The sequence below is a fragment of the Citrobacter werkmanii genome, from assembly GCF_008693645.1.
Taxonomy (GTDB): domain Bacteria; phylum Pseudomonadota; class Gammaproteobacteria; order Enterobacterales; family Enterobacteriaceae; genus Citrobacter; species Citrobacter werkmanii.
Genome location: NZ_CP044101.1, coordinates 1,778,024 through 1,799,122, shown reverse-complemented (window position 1 = coordinate 1,799,122; position 21,099 = coordinate 1,778,024). Strand labels below are relative to the sequence as shown.

The window sequence follows — 21,099 nt, the reverse complement described above, 5'->3', positions numbered from 1 at the left end:
TTTATTTAATCGACGTTCAGCGCGTCATTAACCAGATCTTGTTGCTGTTTCTGGTGAACGGACATATACCCTACTGCCGGAGAGGCAGAGGCCGGGCGACCTGCATAACGCAGAGCGGACCCAAATGGAATCACTTCACGGAAATGATGCTGACTGCAGTACCATGCGCCCTGGTTGAGCGGCTCTTCCTGGCACCAGACAAAATCATGTACGTGAGCGAACGGTTTCAGCGCTTCCTGCACCGCTTTATGCGGGAACGGATAGAGCTGTTCGATGCGCACAATGGCAACATCTTTTTGATCATTCTTGCGGCGTTGCTCCAGCAGGTCGTAATAAACCTTACCAGAACACATCACGACACGCTTCACGCCTTTCGGATCAAGCTCATCGACTTCGCCAATGGCCGGCAGGAAGGTGCCATTTGCCAGTTCATCCAGCGTAGAGACCGCCAGCGGATGGCGCAGCAGCGACTTCGGCGACATCACCACCAGTGGACGGCGCATACCGCGCAGCGCCTGACGACGCAGCATGTGGTACACCTGTGCCGGGGTAGACGGGACGCAAACCTGCATGTTTTGCTCAGCGCAAAGTTGCAGATAACGTTCCAGACGCGCGGAGGAGTGCTCCGGACCCTGACCTTCGTAGCCGTGCGGCAGCAGCATAACCAGACCGCACATACGACCCCATTTCTGTTCGCCGGAAGAGATGAACTGGTCGATAACGACCTGAGCACCGTTGGCGAAGTCACCGAACTGCGCTTCCCAGATGGTCAGCGTGCGCGGTTCCGCCGTGGCATAGCCGTATTCAAACGCCAGCACTGCTTCTTCAGACAGTACGGAGTCCCATACGCGGAACGTGCCCTGGCCGTTATGCACATGCTGCAGCGGCGTGTAGGTTGAACCGTTCGCCTGGTTATGAATTACCGCGTGACGGTGGAAGAAGGTTCCGCGACCGGAGTCTTCACCCGACAGACGAACCGGAATGCCTTCGTCAACCAGCGTGGCGTAAGCCAGATTCTCTGCGCCACCCCAGTCGAACAGCTTCTCGCCTGCGGCCATGGCCTGACGATCGCCGTAAATTTTGGCAACGCGCGACTGCATTTCAACCGCTTCAGGGACGGTGCTGATGCGTTTGGCCAGCTCCTGCAGACGCTTCATCTCAACTTTGTTCGGGTAGCTTTCGTCCCATTCGTGGTTGAGATATGGCGACCAGGTGAAGGAGTGCATGTTCATTGGACGCCACTCTTTCACTACACACTCGCCAGCATCCAGCGCATCGCGATACAGGTTGACCATTTCGGTCGCATCTTCCAGCGTGGCGACTTTGTCCGCTTCCAGCTTGTCGGCGTAGATTTTGCGCGGCGTCGGATGCTTTTTGATTTTCTGATACATCAGCGGCTGGGTTGCGCTCGGCTCGTCGGCTTCGTTGTGGCCGTGACGGCGGTAGCACACCAGATCGATGAAGACATCGCGTTTGAAGGTATTACGGAAGTCCAGCGCCAGACGCGTGACGAAAGCGACCGCTTCCGGGTCATCCGCGTTGACGTGGAAAATCGGCGCCTGAACCATCTTACCGATGTCGGTGCAGTATGGGGTAGAACGCGCATCCAACGGGTTAGAGGTGGTGAAGCCCACCTGGTTGTTGATAACGATGCGAACGGTACCGCCCACTTCGTAACCACGCGCTTTCGACATGTTCAGGGTTTCCTGAACCACGCCCTGCCCGGTGACTGCCGCATCGCCGTGAATGGTGATAGGCAGGACTTTATTGCTGCTCGGCTCATCCAGACGATCCAGACGCGCACGGACGGAACCGATTACCACCGGGCTAACAATTTCCAGGTGCGACGGGTTAAACGCCAGCGCCAGGTGTACCAGACCGCCTTCGGTTTCGATATCCGATGAGAAACCCATGTGGTACTTCACGTCGCCAGTGCCGAGGTGTTCTTTATGTTTGCCCGCGAATTCGTCGAACAGGTCCTGCGGCTTTTTACCCAGCACGTTGACCAGTACGTTCAGACGACCACGGTGCGCCATGCCCAGCACCACTTCACGCGTACCGCTGTTGCCCGCGTGGCGGATCATCTCTTTGAGCATCGGGATTAACGCATCACCGCCTTCCAGCGAGAAGCGTTTCGCGCCCGGGAACTTCGCGCCCAGGTAGCGTTCCAGGCCTTCCGCAGCGGTCAGTTCGCTGAGGAAGCGTTTTTTCTCTTCGCTACTGAACGCGGCACGGCCAGACTCGATGCGCTGCTGAAGCCAGCGTTTTTCTTCGGTGCTGGTGATGTGCATATACTCGGCACCAATCGGACCGCAGTAGGTTTGTTTCAGCGCAACAACCAGGTCGCTCAGCTTCATCGTGTCTTTGCCGCCGGCAAAAGAACCTACGTTAAAGCTTTCCTGAAAATCCGCATCGGTCAGATCGTGGAAAGACGGATCCAGATCGGCCACTTTCTCTTGCTGCCACAGTCCCAGCGGATCGAGATTCGCATGTTGATGACCGCGGAAACGGTAGGCGTTAATGAGCTGCAGGACTTTAACCTGCTTCACATTGGCATCAGGGTCGGAAATAGAAGAAGAGTAACGTGGGGTAATCAACGCCTGCCGACGGAAATAATCACGTGTTTTTGAGTGGAGTTGATCCGGTTTGACTCCGGTGCCAGGTAACTGCTGGAACGTCGAACGCCAGTTAGCATCTACCGAGTCAGGGTCGGTTAAGAAGTCTTCATAGAGCTGTTCTATCCAGCTCTGGTTCGAGCCAGAGAGGTAAGAAGAGTCCAACCAGGCTTTCAAAGCGCTGTTCTGCATCGTGATCCCTTAAGCATTTGTATGCTTACTTCGCCGTGGATACTACCACGCACACCGATGTGCGTGCCGGGGTTCACTTGCGAGCTCTTTTTGTTTGGCTCGCGAAGGAACCTTTAAAAACTGTCTAATCATGTGGCAGTTTTTAGAGGTTTCCTACATTAACAATTTGCCCGATGGCGCGTAGCTTTCAGGCCTACAAGGTACGTAACCCGTAGGCCGGATAAGACGGTACGTCGCCATCCGGCAACCACTACAACAACTTACGCACTACGCTTGAGCAGCATCGACTTAATATGGCCGATAGCGCGCGTCGGGTTCAGCCCCTTAGGACATACGCTGACGCAGTTCATGATGCTGTGACAGCGGAATACGCTGAAAGCATCACTTAAACCTTCCAGGCGGCTGTCAGTCTCGGTATCGCGGCTGTCAATCAGGAAGCGATACGCGGCCAGCAGACCTGCCGGACCGATGAACTTGTCCGGATTCCACCAGAATGATGGGCAGGACGTTGAGCAGCATGCACACAAAATACATTCATACAGCCCATCGAGCTTCTCACGCTGCTCTGGCATTTGTAAATGCTCACGAGCCGGTGGATTTTTCCCATTATTCAACAAGTAAGGCTTAATCTTCTCATACTGTGCGTAGAATTGTCCCATGTCTACCACCAAATCGCGCACAACCGGTAAACCCGGCAGCGGGCGAATGACAATCTTCTTGCCCGGCTGATTCAGCGCAGAAACAGGTGTGATACAGGCCAGTCCATTTTTGCCGTTCATGTTCAGACCGTCGGAGCCGCAGACCCCTTCACGGCAGGAACGACGAAACGACAGCGACGGATCTTTTTCCTTCAGCTGCATTAACGCATCCAGCAGCATCATGTCGCGCCCTTCTTCCGCCTCCAGGGTGTAATCCTGCATACGCGGAGCATCGTCAACATCCGGGTTATAGCGATAAACTGAAAACTCGAGTTTCATTGTCCTGTCTCCGCATTAATAAGTACGAATCTTCGGCGGGAATGCCGGGCGCAGCTTCGGTTCCATATTGACTTGACGTCGCGTCATGGTTTCCGACTCTGGCAGATACAGGGAATGGCACAGCCAGTTTTCATCATCACGTTCCGGGAAGTCGAAGCGGCTATGCGCGCCACGGCTTTCGGTACGGAAGTTTGCAGAGACTGCGGTGGCGTAAGCGGTTTCCATCAGGTTATCCAGCTCCAGACACTCAACGCGCTGGGTGTTAAATTCACTGGAGGTATCATCCAGACGGGCGTTTTTCAGACGCTCACGAATCGCTTTCAGCTCTTCCAGTCCTTTCGCCATCGCATCGCCTTCGCGGAATACCGAGAAGTTATGCTGCATACATTCCTGCAGCGCTTTGCGAATGGCCACTGGATCTTCGCCGTTACGGTTGCCGTTCCAGCGATTCAGACGAGCCAGAGAAGCATCGATCTCATCTTCCGTCGCATCCAGCAGGTCGCCCTGTTCCGCGATAGATTCCTGCAGATGCAGACCCACCGCACGACCAAAGACCACCAGATCCAGCAGCGAGTTGCCGCCCAGACGGTTGGCGCCGTGAACCGATACGCAGGCGATTTCGCCTACCGCAAACAGCCCCGGAATCACCACATCTTCGCCCTGCTCGTTTACGGTCAGCGCCTGGCCGGTTACTTTGGTCGGGATACCGCCCATCATGTAGTGGCAGGTAGGAATTACCGGGATCGGCTCTTTCACCGGGTCAACGTGGGCAAACGTACGTGACAGTTCGAGGATACCCGGCAGACGGGATTCCAGCACTTCTTTACCCAGATGATCGAGTTTCAGCTTGGCGTGCGGCCCCCACGGGCCGTCGCAGCCGCGGCCTTCACGGATTTCGATCATGATGGAACGCGCCACCACGTCACGACCCGCCAGATCTTTCGCATTCGGGGCATAACGCTCCATGAAGCGCTCGCCGTGTTTGTTCAGCAGATAGCCGCCTTCACCGCGGCAGCCTTCTGTGACCAGCACGCCCGCGCCGGCGATACCGGTGGGGTGGAACTGCCACATCTCCATATCCTGCACCGGCACGCCAGCGCGGATAGCCATACCGACGCCGTCACCGGTATTGATGTGGGCGTTAGTAGTGGATTGATAAATACGGCCTGCGCCGCCGGTGGCCAGTACGGTTGCGCGGGCTTTAAAGTAAACCACTTCACCGGTTTCGATACACAGTGCGGTACAACCGACAATCGCGCCGTCAGCGTTCTTTACCAGGTCCAACGCATACCACTCAGAAAAGATGGTGGTGTGGTTTTTCAGGTTCTGCTGATACAGGGTATGCAGTAGCGCGTGGCCGGTACGGTCTGCCGCTGCGGCGGTACGTGCCGCCTGCTCGCCGCCGAAGTTTTTCGACTGACCGCCAAACGGACGTTGATAAATGGTGCCATTATCGAGACGAGAGAACGGCAGGCCCATATGGTCCAGCTCCAGAATCGCTTCCGGGCCGGTTTTACACATATATTCAATTGCGTCCTGATCGCCAATGTAGTCCGACCCTTTGACGGTGTCGTACATGTGCCATTCCCAGTTATCTTCATGGGTATTACCGAGCGCCACGGTGATGCCACCCTGCGCGGATACGGTATGGGAACGGGTTGGAAATACTTTGGAGAGCAGCGCACAGGTCTGTCCGCTCTGGGAAATTTGCAGCGCCGCGCGCATACCTGCGCCACCGGCACCAATCACAACAGCATCAAATTCTCTGACTGGCAGTTTCATTACACACCCCACACCACAACAAATCCATAAATGACGTAAACCACCAGCGCAACGACGATAGCCAGTTGCAGAATCAGGCGTACAGCCAGCGGTTTAACGTAGTCGGTCAACACCTGCCACATGCCAATCCAGGCATGAATCAAGATGGAAAAAAGCGCCAGCAGGGTGAAGACTTTGGTGAATGCCGATGAGAAGAAACCGGTCCAGACTTCAAAGGTCAACTCGCCGCTGGTGGCGAAGAAGCCGACCATATAGATGATGTATAACGTCAGAACGATAGCGGTAGCACGGACCAGAATGAAGTCATGTACGCCGTTGCGTCCTAATGCGGAGGCGTTGCTTACCATACGAGGACTCCTGCGAGAAGTGAAAGCACGACAATGATAACGAAACAAATTTTGGCGGAGCGTGTCCCTGCTTCGAGGGTTTCTTCGATATAGCCAAAATCCATCAACAGATGGCGAATGCCCATTACGGCGTGATAGGCCAGCGCAATCAGGATCCCCCACATGATTAACTCCACAAAGAAGTTATTCATAATGGATGACGCCGTGAGGAAACCTTCAGGGGAGGAAAGGCTGGTACCCAATAACCACAACAGAATCCCGACCGCCACGAAGGTGATCACTCCGGAAACGCGATGGAGAATGGACGCTATCGCCGTGATTGGGAACCGGATCGTTTGCAGATCCAGATTGACAGGTCTTTGTTTTTTCACATTTCTTATCATGAATAACGCCCACATGCTGTTCTTATTATTCCCTTTGGACTTCGGGCACAGAAGATAAGACTTCTGTAGTCTGAAAGACGCCGGGATTTCCTTCCTCCGGTCTGCTTGCGGGTCAGACAGCGTCCTTACTATAACTACGCGTCATATAAAACACTGCTTCCAGTTGCTAAAACGACACGTTACAACGCTGGTTGGCTCGGGATTGCAGGGTATTCCGGAGACCTGGCGGCAGTATAGGACGTTCACAAAATCATTACAATTAACCTACATATAGTTTGTCGGGTTTTATCCCGAACAGTGACATAGGTCACGATAACAACATTATTTTAATTTTTAATCATCTGATTTGACAATCATTAAACAAAGTTGTTACAAACGACACCAGAAAAAGCATATAATGCGTAAAAGTTATGGGGTCACTCTTTCACCGGAGATTTAGTTATGTAACAGTGTGGAAGTATTGACCAATACCTTCAGGACAGTTATTAGTGATAGACAGGTTAAATAATTCGGATTGCTAAGTTGTTGATTTGTTACTATTTCACCATGAGTTAACTGATTTACCTGCAAGCGCCCATTGCTCTGTACCCTGGTTTTCGCCTCTATCGCAGAGCGGCGAGCCGAATAAAAAACTGGTAACGGTTGATTGATGTATCGAAAACAAGTCTGACTTCCGCAGTCTTAAGTAATAAGGCGCTAAGGAGACCGTAAATGGCTGATACTAAAGCAAAAATCACTCTAAATGGTGACGCTGCTATTGAACTGGATGTGCTGAAAGGTACGCTCGGTCAAGATGTTATTGATATTCGTAGCCTTGGCTCAAAGGGGATGTTTACTTTTGACCCAGGTTTCACCTCTACCGCATCCTGCGAATCCAAAATTACGTTCATCGATGGTGATGAAGGCATTTTGCTGCATCGCGGCTTCCCGATTGACCAGTTGGCGACCGAGTCCAACTATCTGGAAGTGTGTTATATCCTGCTGTACGGCGAAAAACCGACGCAGGAGGAGTACGACGAGTTCAAAACCACGGTCACTCGCCATACCATGATTCACGAGCAGATCACGCGTCTGTTCCACGGTTTCCGCCGCGACTCTCACCCGATGGCCGTTATGTGCGGTGTCACCGGGGCGCTGGCTGCGTTCTATCACGATTCGCTGGACGTAAATAATGCGCGTCACCGTGAAATCGCCGCCTTCCGTCTGCTGTCCAAAATGCCGACCATGGCAGCGATGTGTTACAAATACTCCATCGGCCAGCCGTTCGTTTACCCGCGCAATGATCTCTCCTACGCCGGTAACTTCCTGAACATGATGTTCTCCACGCCGTGCGAAAAATACGAAGTTAATCCAATCCTGGAACGCGCCATGGACCGTATCCTGATCCTGCACGCTGACCACGAACAGAACGCCTCGACCTCTACCGTACGTACCGCAGGTTCTTCTGGCGCGAACCCGTTTGCCTGCATCGCGGCTGGTATTGCTTCCCTGTGGGGACCGGCACACGGCGGCGCCAACGAAGCTGCGCTGAAAATGCTGGAAGAAATCAGCTCAGTTAAACACATTCCGGAATTTGTTCGCCGCGCGAAAGACAAGAATGATTCTTTCCGCCTGATGGGCTTTGGTCACCGTGTTTACAAAAACTATGACCCGCGCGCCACCGTGATGCGTGAAACCTGCCATGAAGTGCTGAAAGAGCTGGGCACCAAAGATGATCTGCTGGAAGTGGCAATGGAGCTTGAGCACATTGCGCTCAACGACCCGTACTTCATCGAGAAGAAACTCTACCCGAACGTCGACTTCTACTCTGGCATCATTCTGAAAGCGATGGGCATTCCGTCCTCCATGTTCACTGTGATCTTCGCCATGGCGCGTACCGTTGGCTGGATTGCACACTGGAACGAAATGCACACCGACGGCATGAAAATCGCTCGTCCACGTCAGCTGTATACCGGCTACGACAAGCGCGACTTTAAGTCTGATATTAAACGTTAATTGTCTGCCGGATAGCGCTCTCGCCTGTCCGGCCTACTCCCTTGAATCTTCCTGGCCGGACAGGGTGTTAATGCCCCTGTCCGGTCTGTTTATTCTTGACCCACATTATTTTATTCTCATCACGTTTTCTCTATGATTTACTGAGATCTTCCTCATTTCACTCAGGAGCATGGGATGCCTGTTTTGCAGTGGAGCCTGCTATTTCTGCTATCACTCCTTCTTTCCCTGCTCTTTCTGTTGATACATCTTCCAGGCGCATTGCTGCTCGGCTCGATGATTGTCGGTATCATTTTCAGTATGCGCGGGATCTCCCTGCACCCTCCCCGCTGCACATTTCTTGCCGCTCAGGCCATTCTCGGCTGCATGATTGCGCAAAACCTCACCGGATCCATTTTAACGACACTTGCGGCACACTGGCCGATGGTGATTGTCATCCTGCTGGCAACCCTGATTAGCAGCGCGGTGATCGGCTGGCTGCTGGTTCGCTACAGCAATCTACCGGGGAACACCGGCGCGTGGGGGTCATCACCTGGCGGGGCAGCCGCGATGGTTGCGATGGCGCAGGATTATGGCGCTGACATCCGCCTGGTGGCGTTTATGCAGTATTTGCGCGTACTGTTGGTGGTCGGCGCTGCCGCGCTGGTCACCCGATTTGTCATGGGCGAACAGGCACAAACGGTCGGCCAGCAAATCGTCTGGTTTCCACCGCTGAGTCTTAGTCTGTTAAGTACCATACTGCTGGCCGCAGTTGCTGGTGTGGCCGGGCGCTTACTGCGTATCCCCTCCGGCGTGATGTTACTGCCCATGCTGGCGGGCGCATTGCTAAACGCAGGCGGTATAATGGTCATTGAACTGCCGGAATGGCTACTGGCGATAGCGTATATGGCGATTGGCTGGCAAATCGGTCTTGGCTTTGACAAACAGATCTTTTTAATGGCGCTGCGGCCACTGCCGCAAATACTGTTGTCCATTTTTTCACTGATGGCGATTTGTGCCGCGATGGCCTGGGGGCTGGCGCATTATATGCAAATCGACTTTCTCACCGCCTATCTGGCGACCAGCCCTGGCGGAGTGGATTCCGTCGCGGTAATTGCCGCTGGCAGCCACGCCGATATGGCGCTAATCATGGCGATGCAAACCCTGCGGCTGTTCAGTATTTTATTGACCGGTCCGGCGGTGGCGCGTTTTATTTCAGCGCATGCGCCAAGACAGTCCACCTAATGCTGGCAGCCCGGACACCAGTAAAAGGGTCGCGAGGAAAGAGTCGTTTTCTCGATGATGCCGCCACAGCGCTCACAGGCTTCGCCATCCCGATGAAAGACCTTAAAGCGAAACAGCGCGCCGTGGTGCTTATTGTCATCGACCTGGCCGCGAGTGTTATACGACAGACGTGGAATATCAAGCAGCGCTTGCGCCAGCGCATCCAACTGTTCATCGCTAAGCTGTGACGCTTTATGCTGACCGGTCAACCCCACATGCCAGAGAATTTCTACCCGCAGATAGTTACCTAATCCCGCCAGAAATGCCTGATCCAACAGCAGCCCGGAAAACTGGCGATTGCGAAAACGAGATGACAGCAGACGCGTTTTTACCTCTGCGGCCGTTAAACGCAAATCCAGCACGTCCGGTCCAACCCGTTGCAGAAATGGATGGGTGGTGAGCTGCTGTGGCGTCAGCATTTCGATGTCAGACGCACTATACAGCAGGATAGTTTTATCCTCGGTTTGCAGCCTGACGCGCAGCACCCGCGTGGTTTGCGGAATGTTGCCGGTATCGACCACTCGCCACACGCCGTAAAGCTGATTGTGGCTATACAGCGTCAGGCCATTGGAAAAATGGGTCAGCAAGGCTTTACCCCGCGTTTCAAGCTGGGTAACACTCTGCCCGATGAGTTGGGATTGATACGGTTTTAACTGCTCAAAGGCAAACCAGACATCCGTCAGGGGTTTACCTTTGACTGCCGCCTCCAGGGTATCCGCCGCGCGGCGGATCTCCGGGCCTTCAGGCATAATACTGTCCTTTGTTAATGTGTTGCGCCGCCTGTCACCGCGATATCGCTTTCCAACTGCAATGCGGTGGCAATCGCGACCTCCAGCGCCCGACGTACTGTTTCCGCCGCCATACTTGGCGCACCGGGGTGCTGCGCGGCCTGTTGTGGCAGATAAGGAATATGAATAAAACCGCCCTTCACTGCCGGCACGTCGCGTAATTTATGCAGCAGGCCATACATCACGTGGTTACACACGAAGGTACCCGCCGTCTGAGAAACCGAGGCCGGAATTCCCGCGTTGCGCATGGCGACAACCATCGCTTTGATCGGCAATGTGCTGAACCACGCCGCAGGGCCATCGGCCACAATCGGTACATCAATCGGCTGTTGCCCCTGATTATCCGCAATACGCGCATCGTCAACATTAATCGCCACGCGCTCCACGGTAATATCCGTTCGGCCACCCGCCTGCCCCACCGCCAGCACCAGCGATGGCGACAATGCGTCAATCGCGGCATTGAGTACGGAGAGAGACTCGCCAAAGACGCACGGCAACTGGCGAGCAACGACACGGCATCCATCGATGATAGCATTGTCGAGACCCGAGACCACTTCCCAGGAAGGGTTAACTGACTCGCCGCCAAAGGGTTCAAATCCCGTGATGAGTACTGTTTTCATCCTTCCTCCTTACAGGAACATCAGGAAATACATCAGGAAAACGTTAACCAACAGCAGCAGTATGCCGGTTGGCACCTGCGCTTTAATCACCGCGTTTTTGTCTGGTAGCTCCAGCAGCGCCGCAGGCACAATATTGAAGTTCGCCGCCATTGGCGTCATCAATGTTCCGCAATAGCCGGAGAACATACCAATCGCCGCCATCACCGCCGGGTTACCACCGTGTTGCAGTACGAGGATCGGAATACCGATTCCCGCGGTCACGATCGGGAAAGCGGCAAACGCATTGCCCATCACCATCGTCAACAAGGCCATACCAATGGTGTACACCGCCACCGCGATAAAACGGCTATCCACCGCCAGATATTCCTGGGTCAGATATGAAATGCCGCTGCCGACGCCCGCCGCAGTAAACAACAGTCCGAGCGTGGCCAGGATCTGCGGCAGGATGAATGCCCACCCGATGGAGTCCAGCAGTCGGCGTGCCTCCTGAATCGGCTGATGCACCCGCTCATGGGTCATTTTTATCGCCATCGCCAGACCAATCAACGAACCTGCGGTCATCGAAAAGAGCGTCACCAGCGTGGCATGATTACCCGGCCCAAACAGCGCATCCTGTAAACCCGGAATATGGTTGAACATCAGCACGCCGATAACGGTTACCACCGGGATCGCCAGCGCCGGAAAAAACAGGCGATTACCCAGACGACTGGCGCTCTCTTCGCGCTGTTGCTGCGTTCGTTGATGGTAGCTTCCCAGCTTTACGCCGCCGAAACCGGCGATCAGGGCCAGTATGACCACCGCGACGCCGACGGCAATATGCACCGCGCGTTTATCGCCAAACAGCGAGTATGTCCAGTCGCCAAGCAGAAAGAGAACGCCGTACAGGCCCCAAAACAGACCGGTGGTTAAGCGACGCGGGTTAGCCTTATCCCGCCAGGACATCAGCGCCACAATCAGTAATACCGCGCCTGCCAGCCAGTAGAGATAGCTTTGCTGAAAATTCATTTCGCTTCCCCTTTCGCTGCGGCATTCGCTTTCGCCACTTCACGCTGCAAATAGCTATCCAGCCGCCACAGACGCGTGCCGTGGATCAGGAAGGCGCAAATTGCCGTCGGGATCCCCCACAGGGCGATATGCAGCGGTTCGGTCTGGATCCCGCCCGATTCCAGCATAAAATTGTGCATGAATATGATGGCACCGAAGGCAACAAAGATATCTTCACCGAAAAACAGCCCAACGTTATCAGTCGCGGCAGACATGGCGCGCAGACGATAACGAACCGCGCCCGGTATCTCACCGTGGTTTTTCTCGGCGGCCCCTTCCGCCATTGGCGCCAGCAGCGGACGCACCATCTGCGGATGTCCCCCCAGGCTGGTCAGCCCTAAGGCGGCGGTCGCCTCACGAATAAACAGATAGACAATAAGCAGACGGCCGCTGGTGGCGCTGCGGATTTTGGCAATCCACGCCTGAGCGCGCTCTTTGAGTCCGTGACGCTCCAGCAGACCAATAACCGCCAGTGGGATCAGCAGGATAAACGGCAGGTTGCGGGTGTTGAGAAATCCCTCACCCAGCTTTTCCAGAATGGTAGCGATTGGCATATGCGCCGCCAGTCCGGTGACGATCCCGGCAATAATGACCACCAATACCGGGTTAAAACGTAAAAGAAATCCGACCACAATGACGGCGATACCCGTCAATGGCCAGAGAGAAATGACCTCTCCCATAATTAAATCCCTTATGTTGTTGTGTAATATATTATTGTTTTGTATGAAAAAATTATGCGCTAATTTGAATATTGCATGCTTCGAATGCGCTGCGCAAGCGACGGGCAAAAGCGAGTGCGTGCTCGCCATCCCCATGAATGCATACCGTCTGGGCCGTCACGTTCGCCCATGTTCCGCTCTGGCTTTTTACTCTACCGGATTGCACCATTTCTAGCGTTTGCGCCAGCGCCTGCTCTTCATCCTCAATCAATGCACCAGGCTGGCTACGCGGAACCAGACTGCCGTCAGCCTGGTAACCCCGATCGGCAAAAACCTCCTGACGCGTCACCAGGCCATAATGTTCCCCGGCGCGAATCAGTTCGCTTCCCGCCAGCCCCACCAGAACCAGCGAGGGATCGCAGGCATGCACCGCTTTCGCAATCGCATCCGCCAACTGTGGATCTTTTGCCGCCTGGTTATAAAGCATACCGTGGGGTTTCACATGGCGCATCACGCCGCCTTCCGCGCGCGTAATGGCTGCCAGCGCGCCAATTTGATACAGCGTCTGCGCATAAACCGTTTCCACAGGCAGGGTCATGGCTCTACGGCCAAAATTCTCCCGATCCGGAAAGCTCGGATGTGCGCCTACCGCCACGCTATTTTTTAGCGCTTCACGCACGCTTAAAAGCATGGTTTGCGCATCACCGGCGTGAAATCCACAGGCGATATTAGCTGACGACACCAGTTGCAGCAGCGATGCATCGTTAGCACAGCCCTCACTGAGGTCTGCGTTGAGATCAATTTTCATTATTAAGTCGCCATGTTAACTGTTGCAGGTAACGCTGCTGATCGTGGCGCGCCTTAAGCGCTTCCTCCAGCGAACACTGCACAAAATGAATCGGCTGACCGAGCGGGATCTGCGCCAGATGGTACATATCCGCTTCGATGATACAGGCGATGCGCGGATAGCCGCCCGTCGTCTGGGCATCGTTCATCAGCACGATCGGTTGACCATTATGCGGAACCTGCACCACGCCGGGGAGTAAGCCATGCGACAGCAACTCGCGATCGGTCATACGCGTCAACGGCTGCCCCTGCAGGCGATAGCCCATCCGGTTGCTTTGCGGGCTAAGCTGCCACGGCGAACGCCAGAAAGACGCCTGCGAGACCTCGTCAAATTCCTGGTATTCAGGCCCGGGCAGCGCACGAATGTGGTTTCCCCACATCAGCTGTTTTACCCCCTGAGGTCCGCTGAATTGCCGGGTAGATGCCCCAATCGCCAGCCGATCGCCATCACGCAGCAGACGCCCCTCCAGCCCGCCAATGCCGACTTTAAGATCGGTGCTGCGCGAGCCCATGACTTCGGGAACATCAAATCCGCCCGCAACCGCCAGATAACTACGCATACCATGATGTGGCCGTTTTAGCGTCAGCCGCTGTCCCGCTTTCACCGGCAGTCGCCACCCACTCCACACAGGAGCACGATCCAGATGCGCTTCGCATCCGGCGCCGGTCAGGGCAAACCAACCATCAGCTTCAAATTCGACTACCAGTTGCCCCAGCGTGATTTCCAGCGCAGCAGCATTCGCATCATTTCCCACCAGCAGGTTAGCAACGTTTAACGCCGGTTTATCCAGCGCGCCGCAGTGGCTGATGCCGGATTGACGAAAATTGTGGCGTCCGCCGTCCTGGATCGAGGTGTACATGCCCGCACGAATGATGTTTAACATACCCCCTCCTTCTGCGGAACAAAACGCACGGTATCCCCAGCGCGCAACAGGATCGGCTCTTCTCGTTTTGGATCAAATAACGACACGGAGGTACGCCCAATCAATTGCCATCCGCCGGGCGTGGCAAGCGGATAGACCCCCGTTTGCGATCCACCGATACCTACAGAACCTGCCGGAACAAGCAGACGCGGTTCTGACCGTCTGGGGGTATGGAGTGGTTCAGGTAAGCTCCCCAGATAGGGGAACCCTGGCTGAAAACCAATAAACCACACCACATAGTCGACTGACGCATGCAGTTCAACAACCTGCTTGTCGCTTAATCCACTGTGCCGGGCGACCTCTGCCAGATCGGGGCCAAACTCACCGCCATAAGTCACGGGAATTTCAATAAAACGCGAATCCGGTTCCAGCGCTTCGCTCTCTTCCCACCAGCGCTGCAGGCGTTCAATCGCATCCAGCGCCAGCGTTTGTGGGTCACGCAAGATCACCGTGATATTGTTCATTCCTGGAATCGCTTCACGTACATTCGGAGCATCAACCAGACGCTGGGCCAGACGCCAGATACGTTTTTGAGTCGCCAGCGTAATGGGCGGCTCCAGTTCCAGAACTACCGCAGTCTCACCTAACAGATAACAACGCGCTCGCTGCACTTTCGTCCCTCTTTATTACGCTGGGTTAGGAATATCAATAAAAGTGACATCCAGATCGGTATTTTCATTCAGCCATTCGCTTAATGCGCGAATCCCGCCGCGTTCGGTCGCATGGTGACCGGCAGCATAAAAATGCAGCCCCTGTTCGCGGGCAGAGTGAATGGTTTGCTCTGAGACTTCACCGGTGATAAAGGCATCGACGCCAAACCGGGCTGCGCTATCAATGAAGCTTTGACCGCCCCCCGTACACCACGCGACGCGTTGCACCTTTTCCGGCCCGGTATCACCGCACCATAACGGTTTACGGCCCAGACGCACTTCAATCCACGACGCCAGCTCCAGCCCCGGAACCGGCATAGAGAGTTCACCCCACGGTACCAGCGGCTCAATTTCCCCCATCACGGTAATCCCCAATAGCGCGGCAAGCTGCGCGTTATTGCCCAGTTCCGGATGGGCATCCAGCGGCAGATGCCAGCCATACAGGTTAATATCATTTTCCAACAGCGTTTTCAGACGATGGCGCTTCATGCCGCGAATCACCGGAGATTCGCCTTTCCAGAAATAACCGTGATGAACGATGACCGCATCGGCCTGCAGGCGCACCGCCTCGTCCAGCAGCGCCTGGCTTGCGGTCACGCCGGTCACGATTTTATGCACCGTCTCTTTGCCCTCAACCTGCAAACCGTTCGGCGCATAGTCGCTAATGGCGGCGCTGTTCAGTTTGTCATTGATCAGTTGTTCCAGTTCGGTGTTTTTCATCATCGTCCTCGTTGTCATAAGTTCTGCCTGCCCAATCAGCAACACAGCTTAGGTTAAAATAGCGTCCTCGCCTGCGTTCGTCGATAGTCATTTCACTGACACATTAAGAAACAATCACACCACTGTAGAACGTAATTTGCATACCACCACGCGATCTAATTCATGTATATTTATGCAATCAGACAGCATATTGCAAAAATAATCAGATCTGTATCAAAGTTACAACTTTAAGGAAACACGCTCGCACAGCACATTCAACCTGTTGCGAGACATTTACTTCGAGAAAACAATGAATAAACAAGCATCTCAACCGCGGGCGATTTATTACGTTGTCGCGCTACAAATTTGGGAATATTTCAGTTTTTACGGTATGCGTGCGCTGCTGATTCTGTATCTCACTAACCAGCTTAAGTACGACGATAATCACGCCTACGAACTGTTCAGCGCCTACTGCTCGTTGGTCTACGTCACGCCCATTCTCGGAGGGTATCTGGCAGATAAAGTGCTCGGCAACCGGATGGCGGTGATGATCGGCGCATTTTTGATGGCGGTGGGGCATCTGGTGTTGGGCGCCAGCGAAATGGCCCCGGCATTCCTTTATTTATCGCTAGCGATTATCGTCTGTGGCTACGGTCTGTTTAAATCCAACGTCAGTTGCCTGCTGGGTGAACTGTATCAGCCTGAAGATCCCCGCCGCGACGGTGGGTTCTCTCTGCTCTACGCCGCCGGCAACATCGGCTCAATCATTGCCCCGATAGCCTGTGGCTATGTGCAGGAAGAGTACAGCTGGGCGATGGGGTTTGCGCTGGCCGCTATCGGCATGCTGGCAGGGCTGGTGATTTTCTTATGTGGTAATCGCCATTTCGCCCATACCACCGGCGTCAATAAGGCTGTTCTGCGCGCGAAAAAATACATGTTGCCGAACTGGGCCTGGTTGTTAGTTCTGCTGGTTGCCGCCCCACTGCTGATTACTGTCTTGTTCTGGAAAGAGTGGTCCGTGTACGCCCTGATCGTTGCTACTGTTATCGGTCTGGCGGTTCTGGCGAAGATTTACCGCCAGGCGCAAACCCAGAAGCAGCGCAAAGAGCTGGGACTCATCGTCACGCTGACCTTCTTTAGCCTGCTGTTCTGGGCCTTTGCTCAACAGGGCGGTAGCTCAATCAGCCTGTATATCGACCGCTTTGTTAATCGCGACATTATGGGGTATTCCGTACCCACCGCGATGTTCCAGTCGGTTAACGCCTTTGCGGTTATGCTGTGCGGTATCGTGCTGGCATGGGTGGTCAAAGAGAGCGCAGGCGGCAATCGCACCGTACGCATCTGGGGCAAATTTGCCCTTGGTCTCGGTTTAATGAGTGCCGGTTTCTGTATTCTGACCTTAAGCGCCCGCTGGTCCGCAGCTTACGGCCACTCTTCCATGCCGCTGATGGTATTGGGGCTGGCGGTCATGGGCTTTGCGGAACTGTTTATCGACCCGGTGGCAATGTCACAAATTACCCGCATTGAGATCCCCGGAGTAACCGGTGTATTAACCGGTATTTATATGCTGCTTTCCGGCGCAATCGCCAACTACCTGGCTGGGGTGATCGCCGACCAGACGTCACAAGGTTCCTTTGACGCTGCCGGCGCCATCAACTATTCCATCAATGCCTATATCGACGTCTTTAGCGAAATTACCTGGGGCGCACTGGCCTGTGTGGTACTGGTGCTGCTGATTTGGCTGTACCAGTCGCTGAAATTCAGAAACCGTGCGTTAGCGGTAGAGTCCTGAGTGTACAGGCCCGATGATGTGATAAGATTCGGGCCTGTTTTTTCAGGTAATTATGCATGAATTGCTGCGAGTTCCTCTTCAGTAAGACCTGTAACCAGTAGCACCATTGTGCGATCTATACCTTGCTCCAGCATGGTTTGCGCTATACGTAATGCGGCTTCTTGTTTACCCTGCTGTAACCCTTCCTGTAATCCATCTAACCGTAACCGCTCTGCAATAGTCATCAGCCTCTCCTTATGTTGGGGGATCCGTTGCGCTATCTCCTGCATAAATTCATTAAAACGAGATTCGTCGCCAGATTGTAGGATGTAATTAAACATCGCCTGTAATTGCGTGTCATTAGCGCATCCAGTAAGTAGCAGCGTGGCCAGTTGCTCTACCAGCCCCATCAAATCCCGCTGACGGATATGTTTTTGCATTAATTCCAGCAGCGCCATTCGTCTGTGAGCCATGATCTCATCATCGGGTACCACCGTTATGTCTACCAACGGAAATGCGCTGGAATAAAGCTGTCTTGCCGCCACGGGGTCAGCAAAGGCATCCAGCCAGCACAATGAGTACGGATAGGGGCTTCGGCAGCCATGATAAAAGAGCATCGGTATCACCAGAGGCAGTTCCTTATGCCCTGCGTCCAGATGACGCTGCATCGCCGCCATCGCATAACGCAACAGACGAAAAGCCATATGCGGCTCAGCTGAACTTTGATGCTCTATCACCACATAGACATAACCGTCACCGTTGCGTGTGTGCAAAGACCAGAGCACGTCGGAGTAGCGCGAACGTAAATCCGCTTCAATAAAGCTTTCTGACTCCAGCTTCAGCGAATTCAAATCGCACAGCATCCGCAGTTCAGCTGGCAGGTGAATGTCGAGAAAATCCCGCGCCGTTTCGGGATGATGTAAAAACGTTTTAAATACCGCGTCGTGCGGTGTGGAGGTTGTTGGCATTGTCATCAAGTTCCATCACCCGAATGAAGATGACGGAACTTTACTGCCAGATAAAAGCATCTGCATCAGGGCATTAACAACCTTGCGCGCACACTTCAGCGCTAAACGCGCCCAACTGCAACAAATTCATTTTGCTGGAAGGCATTACGCAGAAATCCACCCTGCCTTTACCCTTTTCGCGCCGCCTCATATGCCGCCAGCGTCGCTAGTCTGGCCTGCTTATGATCGACAATCGGGCGAGGATAGTTGAGCGTCACCTGCGCTTTTTCCGCCCACGACCACGGCTCATGGATGGCTTTACCCGGCACATCGCGCAATTCCGGCAGCCACTGGCGGATAAACTCACCGTCACGGTCAAATTTTTCGCCCTGCGTCGTGGGGTTAAATATGCGGAAATACGGTGCGGCATCGGTTCCGGTGGATGCGGCCCACTGCCAGCCGCCGTTATTGGCCGCCAGGTCGCCATCGATCAGTTGCGACATGAAATACTGCTCCCCTTTACGCCAGTCGATCAGCAGGTCTTTTACTAAAAAACTGGCCGTAATCATGCGTAAACGATTATGCATCCAGCCCGTGGCGTTGAGCTGACGCATCGCCGCATCCACAATCGGGTAACCCGTTTGACCCGTTTGCCAGGCCTGCAAATGCGTCGGGTTATTCTGCCATTGCACGCGATCGGTCCAGCGGATAAAGGGTTGATACCGACACAGCGCCGGATGATACGTCATCAGATGACGATAAAATTCACGCCAGATAAGCTCGTTCAGCCAGACGCTGCCCGCCCCGCCCTCAAGCGCCTGCGGCTGCTCTGCGAGCAGTCGATTCAGGCATTGGCGCGGCGATAACCCGCCTGTCGCCAGGCTTGCGGATAATCGACTGGTCCCGTCAATCGCGGGAAAATCACGCTGATGCTCGTATTTTCCCGCAGCCTGCTGGCAAAACTGGCGTAATTGCGCGATGGCCAATTTTTCCTCTGCCACAAACCTCTGCGCATCAAAATCTTGCTGCGGATAGCTCAGCGTTATTGATGTTAACGGTGCGTCAAGAGCGCCGCTTTCTCTCATTTTTGGCGCGCTCACACATTCTGGAATACCGTCTTTAATCCGCTTCAGCCAGGCATTTTTAAACGGCGTGAACACTTTATACATCTCATGATTGCCGGTCATCACCGCTCCAGGAGGCAGGATCACGCTGTCATCAAACCCTTCGCACACCACCTGGGGTAATGATTTCTCTACGTTTACATCACGCTGTCGTTCGTTTATTTCATATTGATAGTTATAAAATAATCGACTGACGTCATGCTGCAGGCAGACACGTTTGACGGTGTCCACGCTGGCCGCAAAATCAGCCACTTCATGAAACAGTAAAGGGATGCCTTTTTCTGCCAGCGCCGTTTGTAACGCATTCAACTGCGCGTTGACAAATGCCACCTGACGCGGGGCCATATCGTGGGCCTTCCACTGCCCGGGGGTAGATATATATAACGCCAGCACCTGCGCAGAACGATCCCGACAAGCCGCCGCCAGCGCGAGGTTGTCGTGCAGACGTAAATCACGCCGAAACCAGACCAAATGGGTGGTCATAACACTCCTGAAGAAAAAAATTAACGCCCGTAGCGCAAACGCAGAGCCTCTGGCCAGGGATTGAAATAGCGCTGCCCGGAGAGATAAGCATCCGGGTATTCCGCCATATAGTGTTTGAGTAATGTTATTGGCGCAAGCAGCGGTTGAGTCGCTCGTCGATAACCGTCAATGAGAGAGGCCAGCTCTTGTCGCTGACGAGAATTTAATTGCGTACGAAAATACCCCTCGCGCTTATCACTAAAACGCAGGGAGACAGCCTCGCCCTCTTTGACCAGATGCAGCGCAGGTCGTGGGACCGGTAACCCGATCCCCATTTCAGGGCATACGGGTTCAAACGCGACCCACGGCGACAGTTCTTCTACAGCAAAGGCCAGGCGCTTATGCCCACCATCATAGCGAACCGCTTCCCCCAACAGACAGGCACTGATACCAACAGGGATTTTCTCGCTCATGATCGCTCCTTTTCATTCCTGAGATAAGTGTAGCTATCATGAGCAAAAAAGCCGCTGATATCAGCGGCTTTTAGGATTCATTAATTATCAGTAGAAATCGCAGGTGGCTTTTTCAGCCTGCTCCATCCACACCGGCTTATCACTGGTTTTAGACCAGACGCGATGCAGGTAGCTGTAAAAACGGGCACGGTCTTTCCAGAACAGCATGACCGGCAGCGCCAGTACGCCTGCCACTACGGCAAAGGTACGGCGTAAGAAAACAATGTGTGCTGGATATTCTTTATAAAAGTCCATAATCCTCTCCCATATAACTGTTCGGTGAATCGCACCGGAAAAATAAAGTTGGTTAACTGATGAAAATAATACCGCCTTGTGTGTAATTTTACTACTCATCCGACCACTTATTTTTATCTATTTATGCCCCGTTTAGCTTAAAACCGTAATTAAGTTACATAAAAGTTAAATTAATACTAACCATTAGTTAAATAATGGTCTTTGCCATTTTTATACTTTTTTTACACCCCGCCCGCCGATTTTTGCGA

20 protein-coding genes and 1 pseudogene are annotated in these 21,099 nt (G+C 53.9%); 4 read left to right on the top strand and 17 right to left on the bottom strand.

The window, feature by feature from the left end:
• Positions 1 to 5 precede the first annotated feature (5 nt).
• From sucA to sdhC, 5 genes are all read right to left on the bottom strand, one after another.
• A complete protein-coding gene (sucA, locus tag FOB24_RS09110; RefSeq protein ID WP_038638891.1) occupies positions 6 to 2,807 on the bottom strand; it encodes a 2-oxoglutarate dehydrogenase E1 component in 2,802 nt (933 codons plus the stop codon).
• 260 nt (positions 2,808 to 3,067) lie between these two features.
• Complete coding sequence (gene sdhB, locus FOB24_RS09105) at positions 3,068 to 3,784, bottom strand: succinate dehydrogenase iron-sulfur subunit SdhB (RefSeq protein ID WP_038638888.1); 717 nt, start codon at positions 3,782 to 3,784, stop codon at positions 3,068 to 3,070.
• A 15-nt stretch (positions 3,785 to 3,799) separates the two neighbouring features.
• Complete coding sequence (sdhA, locus tag FOB24_RS09100; protein ID WP_038638885.1) at positions 3,800 to 5,566, bottom strand: succinate dehydrogenase flavoprotein subunit; 1,767 nt, start codon at positions 5,564 to 5,566, stop codon at positions 3,800 to 3,802.
• A complete protein-coding gene (gene sdhD, locus FOB24_RS09095) occupies positions 5,566 to 5,913 on the bottom strand; it encodes a succinate dehydrogenase membrane anchor subunit (RefSeq protein ID WP_005122550.1) in 348 nt (115 codons plus the stop codon). Before sdhD ends, sdhA begins: the two co-directional genes overlap by 1 nt.
• Complete coding sequence (sdhC, locus tag FOB24_RS09090) at positions 5,907 to 6,311, bottom strand: succinate dehydrogenase cytochrome b556 subunit (protein WP_042309715.1); 405 nt, start codon at positions 6,309 to 6,311, stop codon at positions 5,907 to 5,909. The genes sdhD and sdhC overlap by 7 nt, the downstream gene beginning before the upstream one ends.
• Before the next feature lie 382 nt (positions 6,312 to 6,693).
• Between sdhC and FOB24_RS24275 the strand changes: the two are divergent.
• The 3 genes and pseudogenes from FOB24_RS24275 to FOB24_RS09080 all read left to right on the top strand — a co-directional run bounded on the left by FOB24_RS24275 (position 6,694) and on the right by FOB24_RS09080 (position 9,512).
• Positions 6,694 to 6,804 (top strand): annotated as a pseudogene (locus FOB24_RS24275) (hypothetical protein).
• Between the two features lie 203 nt (positions 6,805 to 7,007).
• Positions 7,008 to 8,291: a citrate synthase gene (locus tag FOB24_RS09085; RefSeq protein ID WP_006685463.1), complete on the top strand. Its 1,284-nt coding sequence runs from the start codon at positions 7,008 to 7,010 to the stop codon at positions 8,289 to 8,291.
• 174 nt (positions 8,292 to 8,465) lie between these two features.
• Complete coding sequence (locus tag FOB24_RS09080; RefSeq protein WP_150344805.1) at positions 8,466 to 9,512, top strand: AbrB family transcriptional regulator; 1,047 nt, start codon at positions 8,466 to 8,468, stop codon at positions 9,510 to 9,512.
• Here the strand turns inward: FOB24_RS09080 and nei are convergent.
• From nei to ybgI, 8 genes are read right to left on the bottom strand one after another with little or no spacing between them, the layout of a single operon-like run.
• Positions 9,509 to 10,300, bottom strand: coding sequence for an endonuclease VIII (nei, locus tag FOB24_RS09075; RefSeq protein WP_121528773.1), 792 nt, complete (start codon positions 10,298 to 10,300; stop codon positions 9,509 to 9,511). The genes FOB24_RS09080 and nei overlap by 4 nt on opposite strands.
• Before the next feature lie 14 nt (positions 10,301 to 10,314).
• Complete coding sequence (gene pcp, locus FOB24_RS09070) at positions 10,315 to 10,959, bottom strand: pyroglutamyl-peptidase I (protein WP_038638875.1); 645 nt, start codon at positions 10,957 to 10,959, stop codon at positions 10,315 to 10,317.
• A gap of 9 nt (positions 10,960 to 10,968) precedes the next feature.
• Complete coding sequence (locus FOB24_RS09065) at positions 10,969 to 11,964, bottom strand: DUF979 domain-containing protein (RefSeq protein ID WP_038638872.1); 996 nt, start codon at positions 11,962 to 11,964, stop codon at positions 10,969 to 10,971.
• Positions 11,961 to 12,683, bottom strand: a complete 723-nt coding sequence (locus tag FOB24_RS09060; protein WP_003831395.1) for a DUF969 domain-containing protein — start codon at positions 12,681 to 12,683, stop codon at positions 11,961 to 11,963. The genes FOB24_RS09065 and FOB24_RS09060 overlap by 4 nt, the downstream gene beginning before the upstream one ends.
• Positions 12,684 to 12,735: 52 nt before the next feature.
• Positions 12,736 to 13,470 (bottom strand): 5-oxoprolinase subunit PxpA, encoded by a 735-nt coding sequence (gene pxpA, locus FOB24_RS09055; protein ID WP_150344804.1) that lies wholly within the window; start codon positions 13,468 to 13,470, stop codon positions 12,736 to 12,738.
• On the bottom strand, positions 13,460 to 14,392 hold the full coding sequence (pxpC, locus tag FOB24_RS09050; RefSeq protein WP_150344803.1) for a 5-oxoprolinase subunit PxpC: 933 nt from the start codon (positions 14,390 to 14,392) through the stop codon (positions 13,460 to 13,462). Before pxpC ends, pxpA begins: the two co-directional genes overlap by 11 nt.
• Positions 14,386 to 15,042, bottom strand: a complete 657-nt coding sequence (gene pxpB / locus FOB24_RS09045; RefSeq protein WP_038638862.1) for a 5-oxoprolinase subunit PxpB — start codon at positions 15,040 to 15,042, stop codon at positions 14,386 to 14,388. The genes pxpC and pxpB overlap by 7 nt, the downstream gene beginning before the upstream one ends.
• 15 nt (positions 15,043 to 15,057) lie before the next feature.
• Entirely contained in the window at positions 15,058 to 15,801 is a 744-nt protein-coding gene (gene ybgI, locus FOB24_RS09040) for a radiation resistance protein YbgI (protein ID WP_150345570.1), read from the bottom strand.
• A gap of 289 nt (positions 15,802 to 16,090) precedes the next feature.
• Here ybgI and dtpD point away from each other — a divergent pair, with 289 nt between their 5' ends.
• Positions 16,091 to 17,572: a dipeptide permease DtpD gene (gene dtpD, locus FOB24_RS09035; protein ID WP_085047498.1), complete on the top strand. Its 1,482-nt coding sequence runs from the start codon at positions 16,091 to 16,093 to the stop codon at positions 17,570 to 17,572.
• Positions 17,573 to 17,622: 50 nt separating this feature from the next.
• Here dtpD and FOB24_RS09030 read toward each other — a convergent pair whose 3' ends face one another.
• From FOB24_RS09030 to FOB24_RS09015, 4 genes are all read right to left on the bottom strand, one after another.
• Positions 17,623 to 18,525, bottom strand: coding sequence for an Rpn family recombination-promoting nuclease/putative transposase (locus FOB24_RS09030; protein WP_150344802.1), 903 nt, complete (start codon positions 18,523 to 18,525; stop codon positions 17,623 to 17,625).
• Positions 18,526 to 18,686: 161 nt separating this feature from the next.
• Entirely contained in the window at positions 18,687 to 20,105 is a 1,419-nt protein-coding gene (gene phrB, locus FOB24_RS09025; RefSeq protein ID WP_150344801.1) for a deoxyribodipyrimidine photo-lyase, read from the bottom strand.
• Between the two features lie 20 nt (positions 20,106 to 20,125).
• Positions 20,126 to 20,557, bottom strand: a complete 432-nt coding sequence (locus FOB24_RS09020) for a DUF523 and DUF1722 domain-containing protein (RefSeq protein ID WP_085047501.1) — start codon at positions 20,555 to 20,557, stop codon at positions 20,126 to 20,128.
• Between the two features lie 87 nt (positions 20,558 to 20,644).
• Positions 20,645 to 20,851 carry a YbfA family protein gene (locus FOB24_RS09015; RefSeq protein WP_003022870.1) on the bottom strand — a complete coding sequence of 69 codons (207 nt, stop codon included), beginning with the start codon at positions 20,849 to 20,851 and terminating at the stop codon, positions 20,645 to 20,647.
• Between the last annotated feature and the right edge of the window lie 248 nt (positions 20,852 to 21,099).

Bases quoted from the DNA above. Each gene is read 5' to 3' on its own strand.
- pxpC (WP_150344803.1), bottom strand. From the start codon at position 14,392: ATGTTAAACATCATTCGTGCGGGCATGTACACCTCGATCCAGGACGGC.
- sdhA (WP_038638885.1), bottom strand. From the start codon at position 5,566: ATGAAACTGCCAGTCAGAGAATTTGATGCTGTTGTGATTGGTGCCGGT.
- nei (WP_121528773.1), bottom strand. From the start codon at position 10,300: ATGCCTGAAGGCCCGGAGATCCGCCGCGCGGCGGATACCCTGGAGGCG.
- sdhD (WP_005122550.1), bottom strand. From the start codon at position 5,913: ATGGTAAGCAACGCCTCCGCATTAGGACGCAACGGCGTACATGACTTC.
- FOB24_RS09020 (WP_085047501.1), bottom strand. From the start codon at position 20,557: ATGAGCGAGAAAATCCCTGTTGGTATCAGTGCCTGTCTGTTGGGGGAA.
- FOB24_RS09085 (WP_006685463.1), top strand. From the start codon at position 7,008: ATGGCTGATACTAAAGCAAAAATCACTCTAAATGGTGACGCTGCTATT.
- pcp (WP_038638875.1), bottom strand. From the start codon at position 10,959: ATGAAAACAGTACTCATCACGGGATTTGAACCCTTTGGCGGCGAGTCA.
- sucA (WP_038638891.1), bottom strand. From the start codon at position 2,807: ATGCAGAACAGCGCTTTGAAAGCCTGGTTGGACTCTTCTTACCTCTCT.
- pxpA (WP_150344804.1), bottom strand. From the start codon at position 13,470: ATGAAAATTGATCTCAACGCAGACCTCAGTGAGGGCTGTGCTAACGAT.
- sdhB (WP_038638888.1), bottom strand. From the start codon at position 3,784: ATGAAACTCGAGTTTTCAGTTTATCGCTATAACCCGGATGTTGACGAT.
- FOB24_RS09065 (WP_038638872.1), bottom strand. From the start codon at position 11,964: ATGAATTTTCAGCAAAGCTATCTCTACTGGCTGGCAGGCGCGGTATTA.
- ybgI (WP_150345570.1), bottom strand. From the start codon at position 15,801: ATGAAAAACACCGAACTGGAACAACTGATCAATGACAAACTGAACAGC.
- dtpD (WP_085047498.1), top strand. From the start codon at position 16,091: ATGAATAAACAAGCATCTCAACCGCGGGCGATTTATTACGTTGTCGCG.
- FOB24_RS09060 (WP_003831395.1), bottom strand. From the start codon at position 12,683: ATGGGAGAGGTCATTTCTCTCTGGCCATTGACGGGTATCGCCGTCATT.
- FOB24_RS09080 (WP_150344805.1), top strand. From the start codon at position 8,466: ATGCCTGTTTTGCAGTGGAGCCTGCTATTTCTGCTATCACTCCTTCTT.
- sdhC (WP_042309715.1), bottom strand. From the start codon at position 6,311: ATGTGGGCGTTATTCATGATAAGAAATGTGAAAAAACAAAGACCTGTC.
- phrB (WP_150344801.1), bottom strand. From the start codon at position 20,105: ATGACCACCCATTTGGTCTGGTTTCGGCGTGATTTACGTCTGCACGAC.
- FOB24_RS09030 (WP_150344802.1), bottom strand. From the start codon at position 18,525: ATGACAATGCCAACAACCTCCACACCGCACGACGCGGTATTTAAAACG.
- FOB24_RS09015 (WP_003022870.1), bottom strand. From the start codon at position 20,851: ATGGACTTTTATAAAGAATATCCAGCACACATTGTTTTCTTACGCCGT.